The organism is Ruegeria sp. S84 (assembly GCF_056583445.1).
This window is the reverse complement of record NZ_CM152618.1, coordinates 2,727,962-2,744,277: the sequence shown is the minus strand read 5'-3', so window position 1 is coordinate 2,744,277 and position 16,316 is coordinate 2,727,962. Positions and strand designations below refer to the sequence as shown.

The window sequence follows — 16,316 nt, the reverse complement described above, 5'->3', positions numbered from 1 at the left end:
GTTGCAATTGCAATCCGCCTGCATTGCTGATTAGAAAAACTCACGAGGTAAGTCTTAGATGCGTGGTTTCGCTATTGGGAATCGCGCAAATTCTGGAGGTTAATATGAAGAAACTCGTTCTCGCTGCTGCTCTGACTGCTGCTGCTTCGACCGCATATGCTGGCAATCTGGAAGAGCCGGTTGTTGAAGCACCTGTTGTTGTCGAAGAGACCCAAGGTTCGTCGCAGGGCATCATCCTGCCGCTGATCCTGCTGGTTGTTGTTGCCGCAGCTGTTGCAGCAAGCTAAGTCGACGAGACTTTATGCACTTAAAAGGCGGTGGTGCAAACCACCGCCTTTTTTCGTGTCTGGTGAAAGCGCGATTAGTCTAACCAACCACGCAGATTGTCTTCGATCACCTTACTCAGCGCGGCGATATGCGAATCATCGTCGTTAAGGCAAGGGATATAGGTGAACGATTCACCACCTGCCTCTTCGAAGCTCTCTTTGATCTCTTCGTTGATCTCTTCCAGCGTCTCAATGCAATCGGCAGAGAAGGCAGGTGCGATGACGGCGATGTTCTTCTTACCCTGACGCGCCAGATCAGCCACGTGATCAACGGTGTAGGGCTTCAGCCATTCTTCAGGTCCAAAGCGCGATTGAAAGGTCGAGATCAGCTGATCATCCGTCCATCCCAGACGCTCTTTCAGTAGCCTTGATGTTTTCACGCATTGGCAGTGGTAGGGGTCCCCTTGCTGCAAATAGCGCTGGGGCATCCCGTGATACGAGCAGACCAGGACATCCGGTTTTGTCTCCATATCTGCATAGGCGCGCTCGACAGAGCTCGCCAACGCATCGATATAGGCAGGTTCGTCGAAATAGGCCGGAACAGTTCGGCTGGCAGGCTGCCATGTCTCTTTCATCAACGCGCGGAAGAACTGATCATTTGCTGTAGCAGTCGTGGCACCGGCGTATTGCGGGTAGAGCGGGAAGAACAGGATGCGATCACAGCCTTCTTCTACCATCTCTCGGACCTTCGACGGAGTTGAAGGATTGCCGTAACGCATGCAAAAATCCAGCATCACCCGATCGCCATACCGCTGCTGCATCGCTGCGCGCAGCTTGGCAGTCTGATCTTTGGTGATCGTCATCAACGGGCTTTCGCCCTTATCGTGATTCCAGATTGACTTGTACGCCTCACCCGAACTGAAAGGCCGCTTGGTCAGAATGATGCTTTGCAGAATCGGCTGCCACTTCCACGCCGGGTAGTCGATCACGCGCTTGTCCGACAGGAACTCGTTCAGATACCGCCGCATAGGCCAATAACTGTAGTCATCTGGAGTTCCCAGATTAGCCAGCAGGATGCCGACGCGGCCCATCTTGACCTTGGGATGGTCTGCAGGGGCATGGGTTGGACGAGTGGCATCAAACATTGAAAGCTTCCTGATTTGTGGTGTCTGGCCAGAGATATAGGGAAAAGGCCGGTCGTCAATCGGGCAGTTTGCCCTCATCCGTACCTAGCGCATCAGCCAGCCGCATCTTGGCGGATCCCGGACGCAAAGGTTTGGGTTGGCTGTCATCGGGGGTCCAGCCCGTCAGACAGATCAATTCAAATGTTGCCGTCAGGCGGCCCTGTGGCGATTTGTAATGTCCGGCATAGATGTCTTGCGCTTTGTCAAAAACAGCACGTCGGGTCGCGTGTTTCAGGCGATCGGCCAATGCGTTGGTTTCTCCCATTGCACGCAGATCACGCATCAGATGCAGCAGATCGCGGTATTCCGCAGACAGTGTCGCCTTGTCGGCGACGGGTAAAGCCAGCCCGGCCCGCTGCAGCAGCCCCCCCAGATCACGAAGCTCGGCCATAGGAGCAATACGGGGGCTGAGACCGCCAGTCACCTCGATCTCGGCTTGACCCAAAGCCGCGCGTAATTCCTTAAGGGTGTCGCCACCTAAACATACCGCTAACAGCAATCCGTCGGATTTTAGGGCGCGATGGCATTGGATCAGTTGGCCGACCGGGTCGTTTGCCCAATGCAGTGCCATCGCATGTATCAAGAGATCATGCGCTCCTGGAGTTAGGTCGAGAACATCTTCATCCCTGATCACCCGGGCCTCGGGCCACAACCCCTCCCAGATATGAGGGAAGGGGGTCACGACGGCGGGGGCCTTAAAGGTTTTGTTAACCATGGACAGACGATCCTGCACTTCGTCGACAGCGACATGGTGCAGGAAAAGCGCGTCGTCCCGCGCGCGGCTGCGGTGAAGCGCAAGGACGGCGCGGTCAAACAGAGAGGGTGTAGTGTCGGACGGAAGCTTCATAAGCCGCAAGTATCGCATTCGTCAGGGGATTCAAACCGCTGTCGAGATGATCTACCCACCGCATTGCCTGTCCTGCGGAGCACTGACCGAATCCGATTTCGGCCTCTGCGGCGCATGCTGGCGCGACACGCCGTTCATCGGTGGCACCGTCTGCGAAAGCTGCGGCATGCCACTTCCCGGCGCGCGGGACGGACACCGGATTGAATGTGATGACTGCCTCAGGGCACCACGCGCGTGGCAGCATGGTCGGGCAGCGTTGCTGTATCAGGGGCGCGCGAAGGCACTCATACTTGCCTTTAAGCACGGGGATCGGCCTGAGTTGGCCCGCCCTGCCGCACGCTGGATGGCTCAAGCCGGGCAAGAGCTGTTGCACCCGAACATGCTGATCGCGCCGGTTCCGCTGCACTGGACCCGGCTGATCAAGCGTCGCTACAATCAATCGGTGCTGCTGGCGGGGCATCTGGGCCGGGAAGCGGAGTTGAGCGTCTGCCCCGATCTTCTGGTACGCACGGTACGCACCCCTGTTCTGGATGGAAAAACTGCGGTTGAGCGATCCCTTGCGCTGTCCAACGCCATATCTCTGCATCGAAAACGTGCACCCATGATCAGAGGCCGGGATATTCTTCTGGTCGATGATGTTATGACCTCGGGTGCGACGTTGGACGCCTGCGCGCGTGTCTGTCGCGCGTCAGGGGCAAATCATATTTTCGTGTTGGTACTGGCGCGCGTTGCCAAGGATGCCTAATTCGCCCAAGAATGTGCGAAACCCAAAGGGACGGAATATGAAGCCGGTAGAAATCTACACCTCGCCGCTGTGCGGCTTTTGTCATGCGGCCAAGCGGTTGTTGAAACAGAAAGGCGTCGAATTCAAGGAAATCGACGTGCTGATGCATCCGAAACGCAAACCTGAAATGATCCAGCGCGCGGCAGGAAAACGCACTGTGCCGCAGATTTTTGTGGGCACCACCCATGTTGGTGGGTGCGACGATCTTTACGAGCTTGAACGTCAGGGCAAGCTGGACCGCCTGCTGGCGGCTTGATGAAAACCGCTTTGCTGCAGATCACCGCGTCGGATGATCCGGCTGCGAATCTCGAGATGGTGCGTGCCATGATGGCCCACGCGGCAGCGCAGGGTGCGCAGTTCATTCTGACGCCCGAGGTCACGAATTGCGTCTCCACCAGCACCACACGCCAGCACGAGGTTCTGCAGCACGAAGAAGATGACATTACTTTGGCGGGTCTGTGCGAACAGGCCGCCAAATTGGGTGTCTGGCTGCTGATCGGGTCACTTGCGATCAAAACGCATGACTCGGACGGGCGCTTTGCCAACCGTAGCTTCATGGTCAACCCGCAGGGGCAGATCGTGGCGCGGTACGACAAGATTCACATGTTCGACGTGCAGGTCACGGAATCCGAGACCTTCCGCGAATCGAAGAACTATCGCCCCGGTCAGAAAGCGGTGATTGCCGACACCGATTTCGGTAAAGTCGGCCTGACCATCTGCTATGATATTCGATTTCCCTACCTGTATGCCGCTTTGGCGCAGGCGGGCGCGCGGATTCTCACCGTCCCGGCGGCGTTTTCGCCGGTCACCGGTGCTGCCCATTGGGAAGCACTGCTGCGCGCGCGGGCCATTGAGACCGGCTGCTGGGTGCTGGCTCCGGCACAAACGGGTGAGCACCCTAAAACTCGCGGCAAGACGCGATATACACACGGCCACAGTATGATTGTCGCCCCGTGGGGAGAGGTGCTGATCGACGCAGGCACCGATCCGGGCATTCACTTTTTTGATTTGGATGATAGGTCTGTTACAGAGGCGCGACGACGCGTGCCTTCACTAACACATGTCCGCCCCTTTGACGCACCCTGATCCAGAACCGGACCATGACTGACGAAAAAAATGCCCTTGCGGTCACGCTGTTCAGCGAGATCCTGACCGCCGATCAGCTATTGCGCAACCGGCTGAGCCGGGTGCTGCCCAAGGGCATGGAAATCTCGCATTTCTCGGTGCTGAACCATCTGGTGTTTGTCGGCGACGAGCGCACCCCGGCGCAACTTGCCAACACGTTCCATGTGACGCGCGGGGCGATGACCAACACTTTGGCCAAGCTGGAATGGGCCGGTTATATCCACATCCGCCCCGACTGGGACGACGCCCGCCGCAAGATGGTCGCCATCAGCCCCGCAGGCCGACGCGCACGCGATCAGGCGATTTCCTCGATTGCCCCGCTGATCAACCGCGTGGTCGGAGAGCTGGGGCTGGAGCGGGTGCGCAGCACGCTGCCCGTGCTACGGGATTTGCGGTTGCAGTTGGAGGGGGAGTAGGGGCTTTACGCCAACTGCGCCAAAGGATCTTAAAAGATGACGGATGAAATTTGGGTTTCAGACATTACCGTCGGGATGGACCTGCAGAGGCCATTCCGGGCGCTTGTCCCCGATGATTTTCCTGAAGAACCAAGTGAACGCTTCAAGGCCTTCAGGTGGCAACCCGGATCAGGTTATCATGCGAATCTGTATCGTTGGCAGCGCCACGGGGAGCCGCTGGAGCAGCAGGATATCTTGCCGGATTTCTTTCAAGAGGTTGCACCTGAAGATCATGATTTTGAGCCTCACTACGGCAAGTATTCTGCTGTAATCACGTTGTTTGGAATTCTCGCGGTTCGATCAGATGTTGCCGATGTCCTCAAGAACTTCGACTTGGGGCAAGGGGGGCTTTATCCCGTCAACCTATTCGAAAAAGACAAGATCACACCGATTGAGCAGAACTACTCGATCCTGTGGATCGCAAACAAATCAGGCACGCTGAACATTGCTGAGTCAAAAGGCCTTCTGCGTCGCCGACCCGATCGGGATGACCTTTTCCGACTTCCTGAATGGAAGGATGCCAAGCCCGGGGATGTTTTCTGCAATGCGGATGCGGCGTCCGGGATCGACATTTGGCGCGACCAGGGCGTACCACATCGTGTTTTTCTAAATGGGCTTCTTAAACAAGCGTTAGACGAAGCTGGGTTTGCTCCAGCATTCAGTTTTCACCGTTTGGCCGTCAAATAGGCAATTGTAAGATGGGTGCAATCGCCCATCCTACCTCGGCTTCACACTCGCCGTCACATAGTTCACACTCAAATCCCGGTCCGAGATCGACCAGCTCCACAGGATCGGGTTGAAGACGAACCCCTTGCGGTCCACCGGTTCCAGCCCGGCCTGGCGCAGTAGGTCGAACAGCTCATCCGGGGTGATGAACTTGTTCCACTCGTGCGTGCCGCGCGGCAGCCAACGCATGACGACCTCGGCCCCGATGATGGCCATCGCGTAGGATTTCGGGTTGCGATTGATGGTTGAGCAGATCAGTAACCCGCCCGGTTTCAGCAATTGCTGCGATGCGGTCAGGAAACCCAACGGATCAGCGACGTGTTCGACCACTTCCATATTCAGCACCACATCGAACTGTTCGCCTGCGGCGGCCATGTCTTCGGCGGTAGTGTGGCGGTAGTCGATCTGCAGCCCCGATTGCTCGGCATGGATGCGAGCGACCGGCAGGTTGCCTTCGGCGGCGTCGGCGCCCACGACCGTGGCGCCCAAACGCGCCATCGGTTCGCTCAATAACCCGCCGCCGCAGCCGATATCCAGCAGGCGCAAGCCTTCGAAGGGACGCGGAGCTTTCAGATCACGGTCGAACTCGCCTGCGATCTGCTGTGTGATATAATCCAGGCGACACGGATTCAGCATGTGCAGAGGTTTGAATTTCCCATGCGGGTCCCACCATTCCGCAGCCATCGCCTCGAATTTTGCGATCTCGGACGGGTCAACCGTGTTCGGATGCGCTTGCATTCCTGTCTCCGTGTGCTCTTTTACGCTTAAGGACTATATAGGGCCGTAATGGATAAGTACCCGGACCAAAAGCGCGCAGTTCAATATCTTTACCCGCCGATCGATCCGTTCGATCAGCGCGTGGTCGATATGGGCGATGGGCACCGTATTTATGTGGAACAATGCGGTAATCCCAATGGGATACCAGTGGTGATCCTGCATGGCGGGCCGGGCGGCGGCTGCAGCCCGGCGATGCGACGGTATTTCAACCCGGATGCCTATCGGGTGATTCTCTTTGATCAGCGCGGATGTGGCCGGTCGCGGCCAACCGCGTCAGTCGAAAACAACACGACATGGCATCTGGTGGCGGATATCGAGCGTCTGCGCAAATTGTTCGACATCGAAGATTGGATCGTCTTTGGCGGCAGCTGGGGCGCGACACTGGCGTTGATCTATGCCCAAACACATCCAGATCGGGTAAATCGGCTGGTATTGCGCGGCGTGTTTCTGGCCACACAGGCCGAGCTGGACTGGTTTTATGGCGGTGGTGCGGGCAAATTCTGGCCTGAACAATGGGCCAAGTTCACCTCTCTCTTGCCCGAACATGAAGTAAATGACGCAATTTCGGCCTACAACAAGCGCCTGTTTTCGGGCGACCGCGCGACCGAGATCCTGTATGCTCGCGCCTGGTCACATTGGGAAAACGCTTTGGCCTCGATCCATACCAATGGGTCGGTTGGGGAAAGTCCCGGCGAATACGCGCGAACTTTTGCGCGGCTTGAGAATCACTATTTCACGAACAAGGCGTTTCTTGAGTATGACGGGCAAATTCTGGATCAGATGGACCGGATTGCCCATATTCCCGGTCATATCGTTCAGGGACGCTATGACATGATCTGCCCACCGCAGGCTGCATGGAACCTGTCCGAGGGCTGGCCCAATGCTGAACTGAAGATGGTACGGCAAGCCGGTCACGCCCTGTCAGAACCGGGCATCAGCGCGGAACTGGTTCGGATCATGGATCGCGTGTCGGAGGAAACGGTATGACTCGCATCGACCGTCGCGCATTATTTGCCTCGGGCGCCGCCGCCGCTTTGCTGGCGGCGACAGGAGCGTCTCTGGCCGATACGCCGAAACAGGGTGGTACCTTGCGGCTGGCGGTGCCACGCGACAATAGTTTGGAACAGGTGGCGCGAGGGGCTGTCTTTGACAGCCTGACCGAGATCGCGCCCGATGGTACCCTGCGCGGAGAGCTGGCTACAAATTGGCAGACCGATGCTGATGCGCGGGTCTGGAACTTTGATCTGCGCGACGATGCTGTGTTCCACGATGGCACCAAGCTGGACGTGAACGATGTTCTAGCTGTTCTGGAAGATATTGGACAGGCCGAGGCCATTGCACCTGATCGTGTGCAGCTGCAATTGGCCGAGGGCAATCCGGGACTACCATTCTTGCTGGCTGGGTCACGGTTTGTCATTGCGCGAGGGGGCGTGACGCCACTGGCTCAGGCCAACGGCACAGGATGCTACCGGGTTGAGCGGGCCGAGGATGAACGTCATTTCCGCGCACGCAGGGTGTCCAATCACTACAAAAGCGGAACGGCAGGATGGGTTGATACGCTTGAGATTATCGTGATCCCGGACGCCGGGGTGCGGGCCGAAGCATTGCGCGATGGATATGTAGATATCGCAGCGCTCCCGGCTGGTGAGGAGCTGACCGCGCAACGCGGGCTGCGATATCATCCGTCTGAGGCCGAGATGGCGTTGGCAATGGCCTCTCATGTCGGTATGCCGCGCCAGATCAGCCGGGCTGCGCTGGATGATGGGCGCATCGCCGAACGGTGGTGGCTGGCGTAAATTTGATCACGATTTGCGCCGGGGGTTGCAGACTCAGGAACTCCTGCGTATATGCAGTTGCAACAGCGGCGCGTCGGACTTCTGGTCCGGGGCTCCACCGGAAAATTCGACGGGCCGCGCGCCCGTTTTTTTGTGCCCGATAACAGGGTAGAGAACCTGAATGACAAACGACCTGATAGCCAAAGCTGCCATCGACCGGCGACTGGCCGAGATCATCACCCCTGTGATCGAGGATCTGGGGTATGAGCTTGTCCGCATTCGGCTGATGAGCGGCAAGACCACCACGATGCAGATTATGGCAGACAAGCCCGATGGCGGCATCGAAGTGGATGACTGCGCCGAGATTTCCAATGCGGTCAGCGCCACGCTGGATGTCGAAGACCCCATTTTGGACGCCTACACGCTTGAAGTTTCCAGCCCTGGAATTGACCGTCCTCTGACCCGTCTCAAAGATTTTGAGACGTTCGAAGGGTATGAGGCCAAGATCGAAACCGCAGAACTGATCGACGGTCGCCGCCGCTTCAAGGGCGAATTGGCCGGGATCGAAGGGGATGAGGTTCTGATCAACATCCCCGAGGGAGACGAGACCATTACCATCGGACTGCAATTTGACTGGCTGAGCGACGCCAAGCTGGTTCTGACCGATGACCTGATCAAGGAAATGCTGCGCCAGCGCAAAGACGCTGGTGCCCTGAACGAAAACGCTTTCGACGAGATTGAGACCGAAGGGTCCGAAGAGGAGACGAACTGATGGCAATCACCTCAGCCAACCAGCTGGAGCTGCTGCAGACCGCCGAGGCCGTGGCCCGCGAAAAGATGATCGACCCCGGTCTGGTTGTCGAAGCGATGGAGGAATCGCTCGCACGTGCCGCCAAAAGCCGTTACGGCGCGGAAATGGACATCCGCGTGTCCATCGACCGCAAGACTGGCAAGGCGACCTTTACCCGTGTCCGCACCGTGGTCGAGGATGAAGAGCTTGAGAATTATCAGGCCGAGATGACCGTCGAGCAGGCCAAGCAGTACATGGAGGCGCCCGAGGTTGGTGACGTCTTCGTTGAAGAAGTCCCGCCCGTGGAAATGGGCCGTATCGCTGCTCAGTCCGCCAAGCAGGTCATCTTGCAAAAGGTTCGCGAAGCCGAGCGTGATCGTCAGTACGAAGAATTCAAGGATCGTGCCGGCACCATCATCAACGGTGCGGTCAAGCGTGAAGAGTTTGGCAATGTGATCGTCGATCTGGGCGGTGCCGAGGCTGTTCTGCGCCGCAATGACAAGATCGGTCGCGAAAGCTATCGCCCGAATGACCGTGTGCGCGCCTATATCAAAGAGGTTCGCCGCGAGGTGCGTGGTCACCAGATCTTCCTGTCGCGCACTGCGCCGGAATTCATGGCCGAGCTGTTCAAGATGGAAGTTCCGGAAATCTATGACGGCATCATCGAGGTCAAGGCCGTTGCTCGTGATCCCGGCTCGCGCGCCAAGATTGCCGTGATTTCTTATGACGGCTCGATTGACCCCGTCGGCGCTTGTGTTGGTATGCGCGGCAGCCGCGTGCAGGCCGTTGTGAACGAGCTGCAGGGCGAAAAGATCGACATCATTCCGTGGAACGAAGATCAGCCGACTTTCCTTGTCAACGCTCTGCAGCCCGCCGAAGTTTCAAAGGTGGTTCTGGACGAAGAAGCCGGCAAGATCGAAGTTGTGGTTCCCGAGGAGCAACTGAGCCTCGCCATTGGCCGTCGTGGTCAGAACGTGCGTCTGGCCAGCCAGCTGACCAATCTGGACATCGACATCATGACCGAAGCCGAAGAATCGGCGCGCCGTCAGAAAGAATTCGAGGCCCGTACCCAGTTGTTCATGGAAACGCTGGATCTGGACGAATTCTTTGCTCAGCTGCTGGTTTCTGAAGGCTTCACCAACCTCGAAGAAGTGGCATACGTTGAAATCGACGAACTGCTGGTCATCGACGGTGTGGATGAAGGAACCGCGCAAGAACTTCAGACACGTGCACGCGAATTCCTGGAAGCTCAGGCCAAAGCGGCGCTGGATGCAGCCCGTGCGCTGGGTGCCGAGGACAGTCTTATTGAATTCGAGGGCCTGACACCCCAGATGGTAGAGGCGCTGGCCAAGGATGATGTGAAGACTCTGGAAGACTTCGCAACCTGCGCCGACTGGGAACTGGCCGGTGGCTGGACCACGGTCGATGGCGAACGCATCAAGGATGATGGTGTACTGGAGCCCTTCGGCGTGACGCTGGAAGAAGCGCAGGATCTGGTCATGACCGCGCGCATCATGCTGGGCTGGGTTGATCCGGCCGAGCTGGAGCAGGCCGAAGAAGACGGCGAAGCAACCGATGAGGAGGTCGAGGCCTGATCTCAGGCCTCGGGTGGCTGACATGGGTCGCGGTGGCGTCCATAAGGATCGGTCGGAAGGCCCTGAACGCAAGTGCATCGCCACGGGCGAGGTTCAGCCCAAATATGGCTTGATCCGCTTTGTGACGGGGCCGGATGGTCAGGTCTTTCCCGATGTCGCGGCGAAATTGCCGGGGCGTGGGGTTTATGTTGCGGCGGATCGTGCGGCGCTGGACAAGGCGGTGAACAAGAAACTGTTCTCGCGCGGGTTTAAGGCACAGGTGAGTGCCGCCAAGGACCTGACCGATGAGGTCGAGAAACAGGTGGCGCGTCGTGTGATCGAGCTGATCAGTCTGGCGCGCAAGTCCGGTGACGCGGTCGCCGGGTATGAAAAGGTCAAGTCGTGGCTGGACCGGGAAGAGGCCCAGGTGCTGATTCAGGCCTCAGACGGATCGGGGCGCGGCAAGTCGAAACTCAGCACGCCGCACTTCGGGAAATACATCGGCTGGCTGACCGCAGACGAGCTTGGGGCGGCATTTGGGCGCCAAACCGTGATTCATGCGGCCTTGGCCTCTGGCGGACTCGCCAAACGTGTTGTAGAGGAAGCGCAGCGCCTGCGTGGCTTGCGCGAAAAGGATGACGGCGGCAAGGGCCGCTCGGAAGGGTAAGAAGCTTTATGAGCGATAGTGACGGCAAAAAGACATTGGGTCTTCGTGGCGGGGCACGCCCCGGAAATGTGAAACAGAGTTTCAGCCACGGACGCACCAAGAATGTCGTGGTGGAGACCAAACGCAAACGCGTGGTCGTACCCAAGCCGGGCGCGACCAAACCAAGTGGTGGTGCGACACCTTCGGGTGATCCTTCGCGTCGCCCAGCGGGTATTTCCGATGCGGAAATGGCGCGTCGTATGAAGGCGTTGCAAGCCGCCAAAGCGCGCGAGGCTGAAGAGGCCGCTGCCCGTGAGGCGCAGGAAAAGGCGCGCGAAGAAGAACGCGCACGCCGCCGGGCCGAACAAGAGGCCAAGGAACGCGAGCAGCGTGAAGCTGAAGAGCGTGCCCGTGCCAAGGCCGAAGAGGAAGAACGCAAGCGTAAAGAGGCCGAGGAAGCAGCCCAGCGTGCTGCTGCAGCGCCCGCCCCCGCCGAGCCCAAAGCCGCGCGCAGCCCATCCAGCAAGCCTGCACCTGCTGCTGCACCGCGCAAGCAGGATCGCGAGCGTGAGCAGCGTGGCCGTGGCAAGGGCCGTGACGACAACCGCCGCTCGGGCAAGCTGACACTTGGTCAAGCCACTGGCGGCGAAGGCAATCGCCAACGCTCGATGGCCGCGATGAAGCGCAAGCAGGAGCGTGCGCGCCAGAAGGCCATGGGCGGCACGGTCGAGCGGGAAAAGGTGATCCGCGACGTTCAGCTGCCCGAGGCGATCATGGTCTCGGAACTGGCCAACCGTATGGCCGAGCGTGTCGCTGACGTTGTCAAATCGCTGATGCAGATGGGCATGATGGTCACGCAGAACCAGACCATCGATGCTGACACCGCTGAACTGATCATCGAAGAATTTGGCCACAAGGTCACGCGTGTCTCTGATTCGGATGTTGAAGACGTCATCAAAGAGGTCGAAGACAGCGATGACGATCTGCAGCCCCGTCCGCCGGTCATCACCATCATGGGTCACGTTGACCATGGTAAGACCTCGCTGCTGGATGCGATCCGCGACGCGCGTGTTGTTGCCGGCGAAGCCGGTGGAATCACGCAACATATCGGTGCCTATCAGGTGAAAACCGACGGCGGCACCACGCTGACCTTCCTGGATACGCCTGGCCACGCGGCCTTTACCTCAATGCGCTCTCGCGGTGCTCAGGTCACGGATATCGTGGTTCTGGTTGTTGCCGCCGACGACGCGGTGATGCCGCAGACGATCGAGGCGATCAACCACGCCAAAGCGGCCGAAGTGCCGATGATCGTGGCGATCAACAAGATCGACAAGCCCGACGCGAACCCCGACAAAGTCCGCACAGACTTGCTGCAGCACGAAGTGATCGTCGAGAAGATGTCGGGTGAGGTTCAGGACGTTGAGGTCTCGGCCATGACTGGTCAGGGTCTGGACGAATTGCTGGAAGCCATTGCGCTGCAGGCCGAGATTCTGGAACTGAAAGCCAACCCAGATCGCGCCGCCCAAGGTGCCGTGATTGAGGCGCAGCTGGATGTGGGCCGTGGCCCCGTCGCTACCGTTCTGGTTCAGAACGGCACGCTGCGTCAGGGCGATATCTTTGTCGTGGGTGAGCAGTACGGTAAGGTGCGTGCGCTGATCAACGACAAGGGCGACCGCGTCAAAGAAGCTGGCCCCTCGGTTCCGGTCGAGGTTCTGGGGCTCAACGGCACGCCCGAAGCAGGTGACGTTCTGAACGTGACCGAGACCGAAGCGCAGGCCCGTGAGATCGCTGCTTATCGTGAGCAAGCCGCCAAGGACAAACGCGCCGCCGCCGGTGCCGCGACCACCCTTGAGCAGCTGATGCAGAAGGCCAAGGAAGACGAAAACGTCACCGAGCTGCCTATTCTGATGAAAGCGGATGTGCAGGGCTCTGCCGAAGCCATCGTTCAGGCGATGGAGAAGATCGGCAATGACGAAGTGCGCGTACGTGTTCTACACTCGGGCGTTGGTGCGATCACCGAGACGGATGTCGGCCTGGCCGAAGCCTCCGGCGCTCCGATCTTTGGTTTCAATGTCCGTGCCAACGCATCGGCGCGGAATACCGCGAACCAGAAGGGCGTCGAGATCCGGTATTACTCGGTGATCTACGATCTGGTTGATGACGTGAAAGCAGCCGCATCGGGCCTGCTGAGCGCCGAGATTCGCGAAAAGTTCATCGGTTACGCCGAGATCAAAGAGGTCTTCAAGGTTACCGGTGTTGGCAAAGTTGCCGGCTGTCTGGTCACCGAAGGTGTTGCCCGCCGCTCGGCTGGCGTACGCCTGCTGCGCGACAACGTGGTGATCCACGAAGGTACGCTGAAGACCCTCAAGCGCTTCAAGGATGAAGTGGCCGAAGTTCAGTCGGGTCAGGAATGCGGTATGGCGTTCGAGAACTACGACGATATTCGCGCCGGCGACGTGATCGAGATTTTCGAACGCGAAGAGGTCACGCGTACGCTGGACTGATCCGGTTCAGAGAAGAAACTTGAAGCAGCGGCCCCACGAGGCCGCTGTTTTCTTTTGCCGGTTACTCGCCGCGCGACGACAGAAACGTGCCCGATGGCATGATGATGTCGAAGTGGTGTTTACCCTTCTGCAGATCAAAACTGACCGAATGCCCGGCCTTGCGCAGTAATTCCGCGTAGTCACGGCTTTGGCGGATGAACTCGGGCGTATCCCGCTCGGCGACGGTTACCCTGTAACGCGGTCCCGGTGCGGGCAGGTTGAGGCAGGGTGAGAGATCGTGAACCTCGACCTTGGTCAGTTGCAGCGGATCATTCACCGAGGTCAGGCTGATCGGAACAAGGTCATAGATCCCGCTAATCAGGATCACATTGCGCACCCGCAGGCCAGCCTGCGCAAATGCCTTTGAAGACGTCGCCATGACCATCGCGACCAGATGGGCGCCTGCACTATGGCCTGAAAGTGTGATGTTTGATGGATCAAAACCCAGTGTTTCGGCCTGTGACGCGAGCCACAACAAGGCGGTACGGCATTCGTCGACCATCTGCCCCAATCTGGCATCGGGGGCGAGCGTATAATTCAGCGTGGCAAAGGCTTGCCCGTTCTCATGCAATACCGGTGCCATAGGGGCCGACTCACGCTGGCTAAGCGCCTGCCAATAGCCACCATGAATAAAGACATGCAAAGGCGCGTTGGCGCCAGGTGCGGGGAAGAAATCCAGAACTTGCGTCGGGCTGTCGCCATAGGAACGGTTTTCGTGCATCCTAATTTCAGACCGTGCCTGTGCGCTGAGGGCAGAATAGCTGGCTAGATATGGCGTCAGATCACCTCCAATCATTGAGCTAGGGGAATACTCCTGCTCAAGCTCTTCTTGGGTGAATCCGCGATACAGCATGGCCTATTCCCCAGTATACATCAGTTCGGTTCGCACGTCGTAGAGGTCGTGGAAAAACCGCAACTCCAGCGCTTTGCGCAGGAAGGCCACGCCGCTAGATCCACCCGTTCCGGGCTGCATTCCGATCACGCGCTCAACCGCGGTTGCATGATCGAATCGCCACCTCTGGAACAGAGATTCCACATCCATCAGTTTTTCGGCCAGCGCGTAAAGATCCCAGTATTGTTCCGTGTTGCAGAACACTTCGACCCAGATTTTGACGATACGCGGATCGCCGGAATAGGGCTTTGCGTAATCCCGCTCGATCAGATCATGCGGCACGTCAAACCCTTGCCGGGCCAGCATCCGCAGCACTTCGTCATAGAGCGAGGGTTTGGTAAGAGCCGCGTTCAGCATCTCCATCACTTCTGGGTCATGCGCATGCACTTTCAGGGTCGCGGGATCTTTGTTGCCCAGAATGAACTCGATTTGGCGATAGCCATAGCTTTGAAAGCCTGACGAACTGCCTAATGCGTCCCGAAACGTCATGTAGTCCGCGGGAGTCATAGTCAGTAGCGTCTCCCACGCGGCGATCAACTGCCGTTGGATCGCCTTGATCCGGTCGAGGTTCTTCATCGCGGGACCGAAATCGTCCTGCTGCAAGAACCGGCGGACTTCGACAAGTTGATGGTGCATCAGTTTCAGCCACAGTTCGCTGACCTGATGAATGATGATGAACAACATCTCATCAGGTTGGGCCGGGTCCTGAAAGGTCTTTTGCAGGTTCAGCAGAGTCTTAAGTTGCAGAAAATCCCCATAGCTTTTGCGGTGAGTTTCTGTGAAATCGGTGACCAGAGACTCTTCGATTCCCCGTTCTGTATACCTGTCTTTGTCGCCCATGTGCTCCTCCAGACGCGCGGGTTTATCCATGTTTAGGGACAAAACCCGCACGGTTCCAGAGCGTTAGGTCCAGTCCAGAACCACCTTGCCTGATTGACCGGATTTCATGGCCTTGAATCCCTGAGCAAAGTCATCGACCGCAAACTGGTGGGTGATTACGCGGCTGACATCCAGCCCGTTCTGCAACATGGCGATCATCTTGTACCAGGTCTCGAACATCTCGCGCCCATAGACACCCTTGATGGTGATAGCTTTGAACACGATACGCGACCAGTCCACCGGAGATTTTCCGGGCGGAATCCCCAACAGCGCGATCTTGCCCCCCATAACCAGCGCTTCGACCATCTGGTCCAGCGCGGCTTGCGAGCCCGACATTTCAAGCCCGACATCAAAGCCCTGAGTCATGCCCAGTTCCGCGATGACATCCTGCAGATCCTCTTTGGACACATCAACGGTGCGTACCGTAGGTACCACGTGTTCGGCCAGTTTCAGGCGGTCGGGGTTGATATCGGTGATCACTACATGCCGGGCACCGGCGTGACGGGCAACGGCGGCGGCCATGATGCCGATAGGGCCTGCGCCAGTAATCAATACATCCTCGCCCAGCAGATCGAAGCTGAGTGCAGTGTGCACGGCATTGCCCAGCGGGTCGAGGATCGCCCCGATCTCATCCGGTACGTCGTCAGGCAGGGGCACCACGTTAAAGGCAGGCAGTTTCAGGTATTGCGCAAAGGCACCCTGTTCATTCACACCGATACCGCGCGTGCCGGGATCAAGGTGGAACTTGCCCGCACGGCTCTGGCGGCTGTCAGGGGTGATCAGATGGCCCTCGCCTGAACAGCGCTGGCCGACCGTCATCCCTGTCACGTTGCGACCCAATTCAACAATTTCACCCGCGAACTCGTGGCCGGTGATCATCGGGATCGGCACGGTGGCCGCAGCCCATTCATCCCAGTTCCAGATATGAATATCCGTGCCGCAAATCCCGGTCTTGTTGATGCGGATCAGAACCTCGTCTGGGCCGATCTCGGGTACCGGGGCCTGCACCATCCACAGACCTTCCTGGGGCTTGGATTTCTCAAGGGCTTTCAT

At 58.3% G+C, this 16,316-nt stretch carries 18 protein-coding genes; 12 read left to right on the top strand and 6 right to left on the bottom strand.

What is annotated here, in order from left to right; all coding sequences use genetic code 11:
- Window positions 1-104 precede the first annotated feature (104 nt).
- Window positions 105-287 carry a hypothetical protein gene (locus AC1DFB_RS13800; protein ID WP_010442520.1) on the top strand — a complete coding sequence of 61 codons (183 nt, stop codon included), beginning with the start codon at window positions 105-107 and terminating at the stop codon, window positions 285-287.
- A gap of 74 nt (window positions 288-361) precedes the next feature.
- Here AC1DFB_RS13800 and hemH read toward each other — a convergent pair whose 3' ends face one another.
- Together hemH and AC1DFB_RS13790 are read right to left on the bottom strand one after the other, a co-directional pair.
- Entirely contained in the window at window positions 362-1,411 is a 1,050-nt protein-coding gene (gene hemH, locus AC1DFB_RS13795; protein ID WP_170408671.1) for a ferrochelatase, read from the bottom strand.
- A gap of 55 nt (window positions 1,412-1,466) precedes the next feature.
- Window positions 1,467-2,297 carry a methyltransferase domain-containing protein gene (locus AC1DFB_RS13790; RefSeq protein WP_170408670.1) on the bottom strand — a complete coding sequence of 277 codons (831 nt, stop codon included), beginning with the start codon at window positions 2,295-2,297 and terminating at the stop codon, window positions 1,467-1,469.
- Here AC1DFB_RS13790 and AC1DFB_RS13785 point away from each other — a divergent pair.
- Genes AC1DFB_RS13785 through AC1DFB_RS13765 form a run of 5 tightly spaced genes read left to right on the top strand, consistent with a single transcriptional unit; the run spans window position 2,278 to window position 5,348 of the window.
- Entirely contained in the window at window positions 2,278-3,042 is a 765-nt protein-coding gene (locus tag AC1DFB_RS13785; protein WP_480921493.1) for a double zinc ribbon domain-containing protein, read from the top strand. The two genes, AC1DFB_RS13790 and AC1DFB_RS13785, sit on opposite strands and share 20 nt — an antisense overlap.
- Before the next feature lie 37 nt (window positions 3,043-3,079).
- Window positions 3,080-3,337 carry a glutaredoxin 3 gene (gene grxC, locus AC1DFB_RS13780; protein ID WP_170395334.1) on the top strand — a complete coding sequence of 86 codons (258 nt, stop codon included), beginning with the start codon at window positions 3,080-3,082 and terminating at the stop codon, window positions 3,335-3,337.
- Window positions 3,337-4,167 carry a carbon-nitrogen hydrolase family protein gene (locus AC1DFB_RS13775; protein WP_480921492.1) on the top strand — a complete coding sequence of 277 codons (831 nt, stop codon included), beginning with the start codon at window positions 3,337-3,339 and terminating at the stop codon, window positions 4,165-4,167. The genes grxC and AC1DFB_RS13775 overlap by 1 nt, the downstream gene beginning before the upstream one ends.
- 14 nt (window positions 4,168-4,181) lie before the next feature.
- Complete coding sequence (locus AC1DFB_RS13770; RefSeq protein WP_170395340.1) at window positions 4,182-4,622, top strand: MarR family winged helix-turn-helix transcriptional regulator; 441 nt, start codon at window positions 4,182-4,184, stop codon at window positions 4,620-4,622.
- 36 nt (window positions 4,623-4,658) lie between these two features.
- Window positions 4,659-5,348 carry a hypothetical protein gene (locus tag AC1DFB_RS13765; RefSeq protein ID WP_170408668.1) on the top strand — a complete coding sequence of 230 codons (690 nt, stop codon included), beginning with the start codon at window positions 4,659-4,661 and terminating at the stop codon, window positions 5,346-5,348.
- A 30-nt stretch (window positions 5,349-5,378) separates the two neighbouring features.
- On the opposite strand, the gene ubiG is transcribed toward AC1DFB_RS13765, so the two are convergent.
- Window positions 5,379-6,125 (bottom strand): bifunctional 2-polyprenyl-6-hydroxyphenol methylase/3-demethylubiquinol 3-O-methyltransferase UbiG, encoded by a 747-nt coding sequence (gene ubiG, locus AC1DFB_RS13760; protein ID WP_170408667.1) that lies wholly within the window; start codon window positions 6,123-6,125, stop codon window positions 5,379-5,381.
- Between the two features lie 48 nt (window positions 6,126-6,173).
- On the opposite strand from ubiG, the gene pip reads away from it, so the two are divergent.
- The 6 genes from pip (at window position 6,174) to infB (ending at window position 13,453) form a co-directional block, all read left to right on the top strand.
- Window positions 6,174-7,151 (top strand): prolyl aminopeptidase, encoded by a 978-nt coding sequence (pip, locus tag AC1DFB_RS13755; protein WP_480921491.1) that lies wholly within the window; start codon window positions 6,174-6,176, stop codon window positions 7,149-7,151.
- On the top strand, window positions 7,148-7,960 hold the full coding sequence (locus AC1DFB_RS13750; RefSeq protein ID WP_170408665.1) for an ABC transporter substrate-binding protein: 813 nt from the start codon (window positions 7,148-7,150) through the stop codon (window positions 7,958-7,960). The genes pip and AC1DFB_RS13750 overlap by 4 nt, the downstream gene beginning before the upstream one ends.
- Before the next feature lie 160 nt (window positions 7,961-8,120).
- On the top strand, window positions 8,121-8,711 hold the full coding sequence (rimP, locus tag AC1DFB_RS13745; RefSeq protein ID WP_010442531.1) for a ribosome maturation factor RimP: 591 nt from the start codon (window positions 8,121-8,123) through the stop codon (window positions 8,709-8,711).
- Window positions 8,711-10,324, top strand: a complete 1,614-nt coding sequence (gene nusA / locus AC1DFB_RS13740; protein WP_170423355.1) for a transcription termination factor NusA — start codon at window positions 8,711-8,713, stop codon at window positions 10,322-10,324. The genes rimP and nusA overlap by 1 nt, the downstream gene beginning before the upstream one ends.
- A 22-nt stretch (window positions 10,325-10,346) precedes the next feature.
- Window positions 10,347-10,970 (top strand): RNA-binding protein, encoded by a 624-nt coding sequence (locus AC1DFB_RS13735; protein WP_170395356.1) that lies wholly within the window; start codon window positions 10,347-10,349, stop codon window positions 10,968-10,970.
- An 8-nt stretch (window positions 10,971-10,978) separates the two neighbouring features.
- Window positions 10,979-13,453, top strand: coding sequence for a translation initiation factor IF-2 (gene infB, locus AC1DFB_RS13730; RefSeq protein WP_170395359.1), 2,475 nt, complete (start codon window positions 10,979-10,981; stop codon window positions 13,451-13,453).
- Between the two features lie 61 nt (window positions 13,454-13,514).
- Here infB and AC1DFB_RS13725 read toward each other — a convergent pair whose 3' ends face one another.
- From AC1DFB_RS13725 to tdh, 3 genes are all read right to left on the bottom strand, one after another.
- Window positions 13,515-14,345: an alpha/beta hydrolase gene (locus AC1DFB_RS13725; protein ID WP_480921490.1), complete on the bottom strand. Its 831-nt coding sequence runs from the start codon at window positions 14,343-14,345 to the stop codon at window positions 13,515-13,517.
- Between the two features lie 3 nt (window positions 14,346-14,348).
- Window positions 14,349-15,224 carry a tryptophan 2,3-dioxygenase gene (locus tag AC1DFB_RS13720; RefSeq protein ID WP_480921489.1) on the bottom strand — a complete coding sequence of 292 codons (876 nt, stop codon included), beginning with the start codon at window positions 15,222-15,224 and terminating at the stop codon, window positions 14,349-14,351.
- Window positions 15,225-15,287: 63 nt separating this feature from the next.
- A complete protein-coding gene (gene tdh, locus AC1DFB_RS13715; protein ID WP_170396071.1) occupies window positions 15,288-16,316 on the bottom strand; it encodes an L-threonine 3-dehydrogenase in 1,029 nt (342 codons plus the stop codon).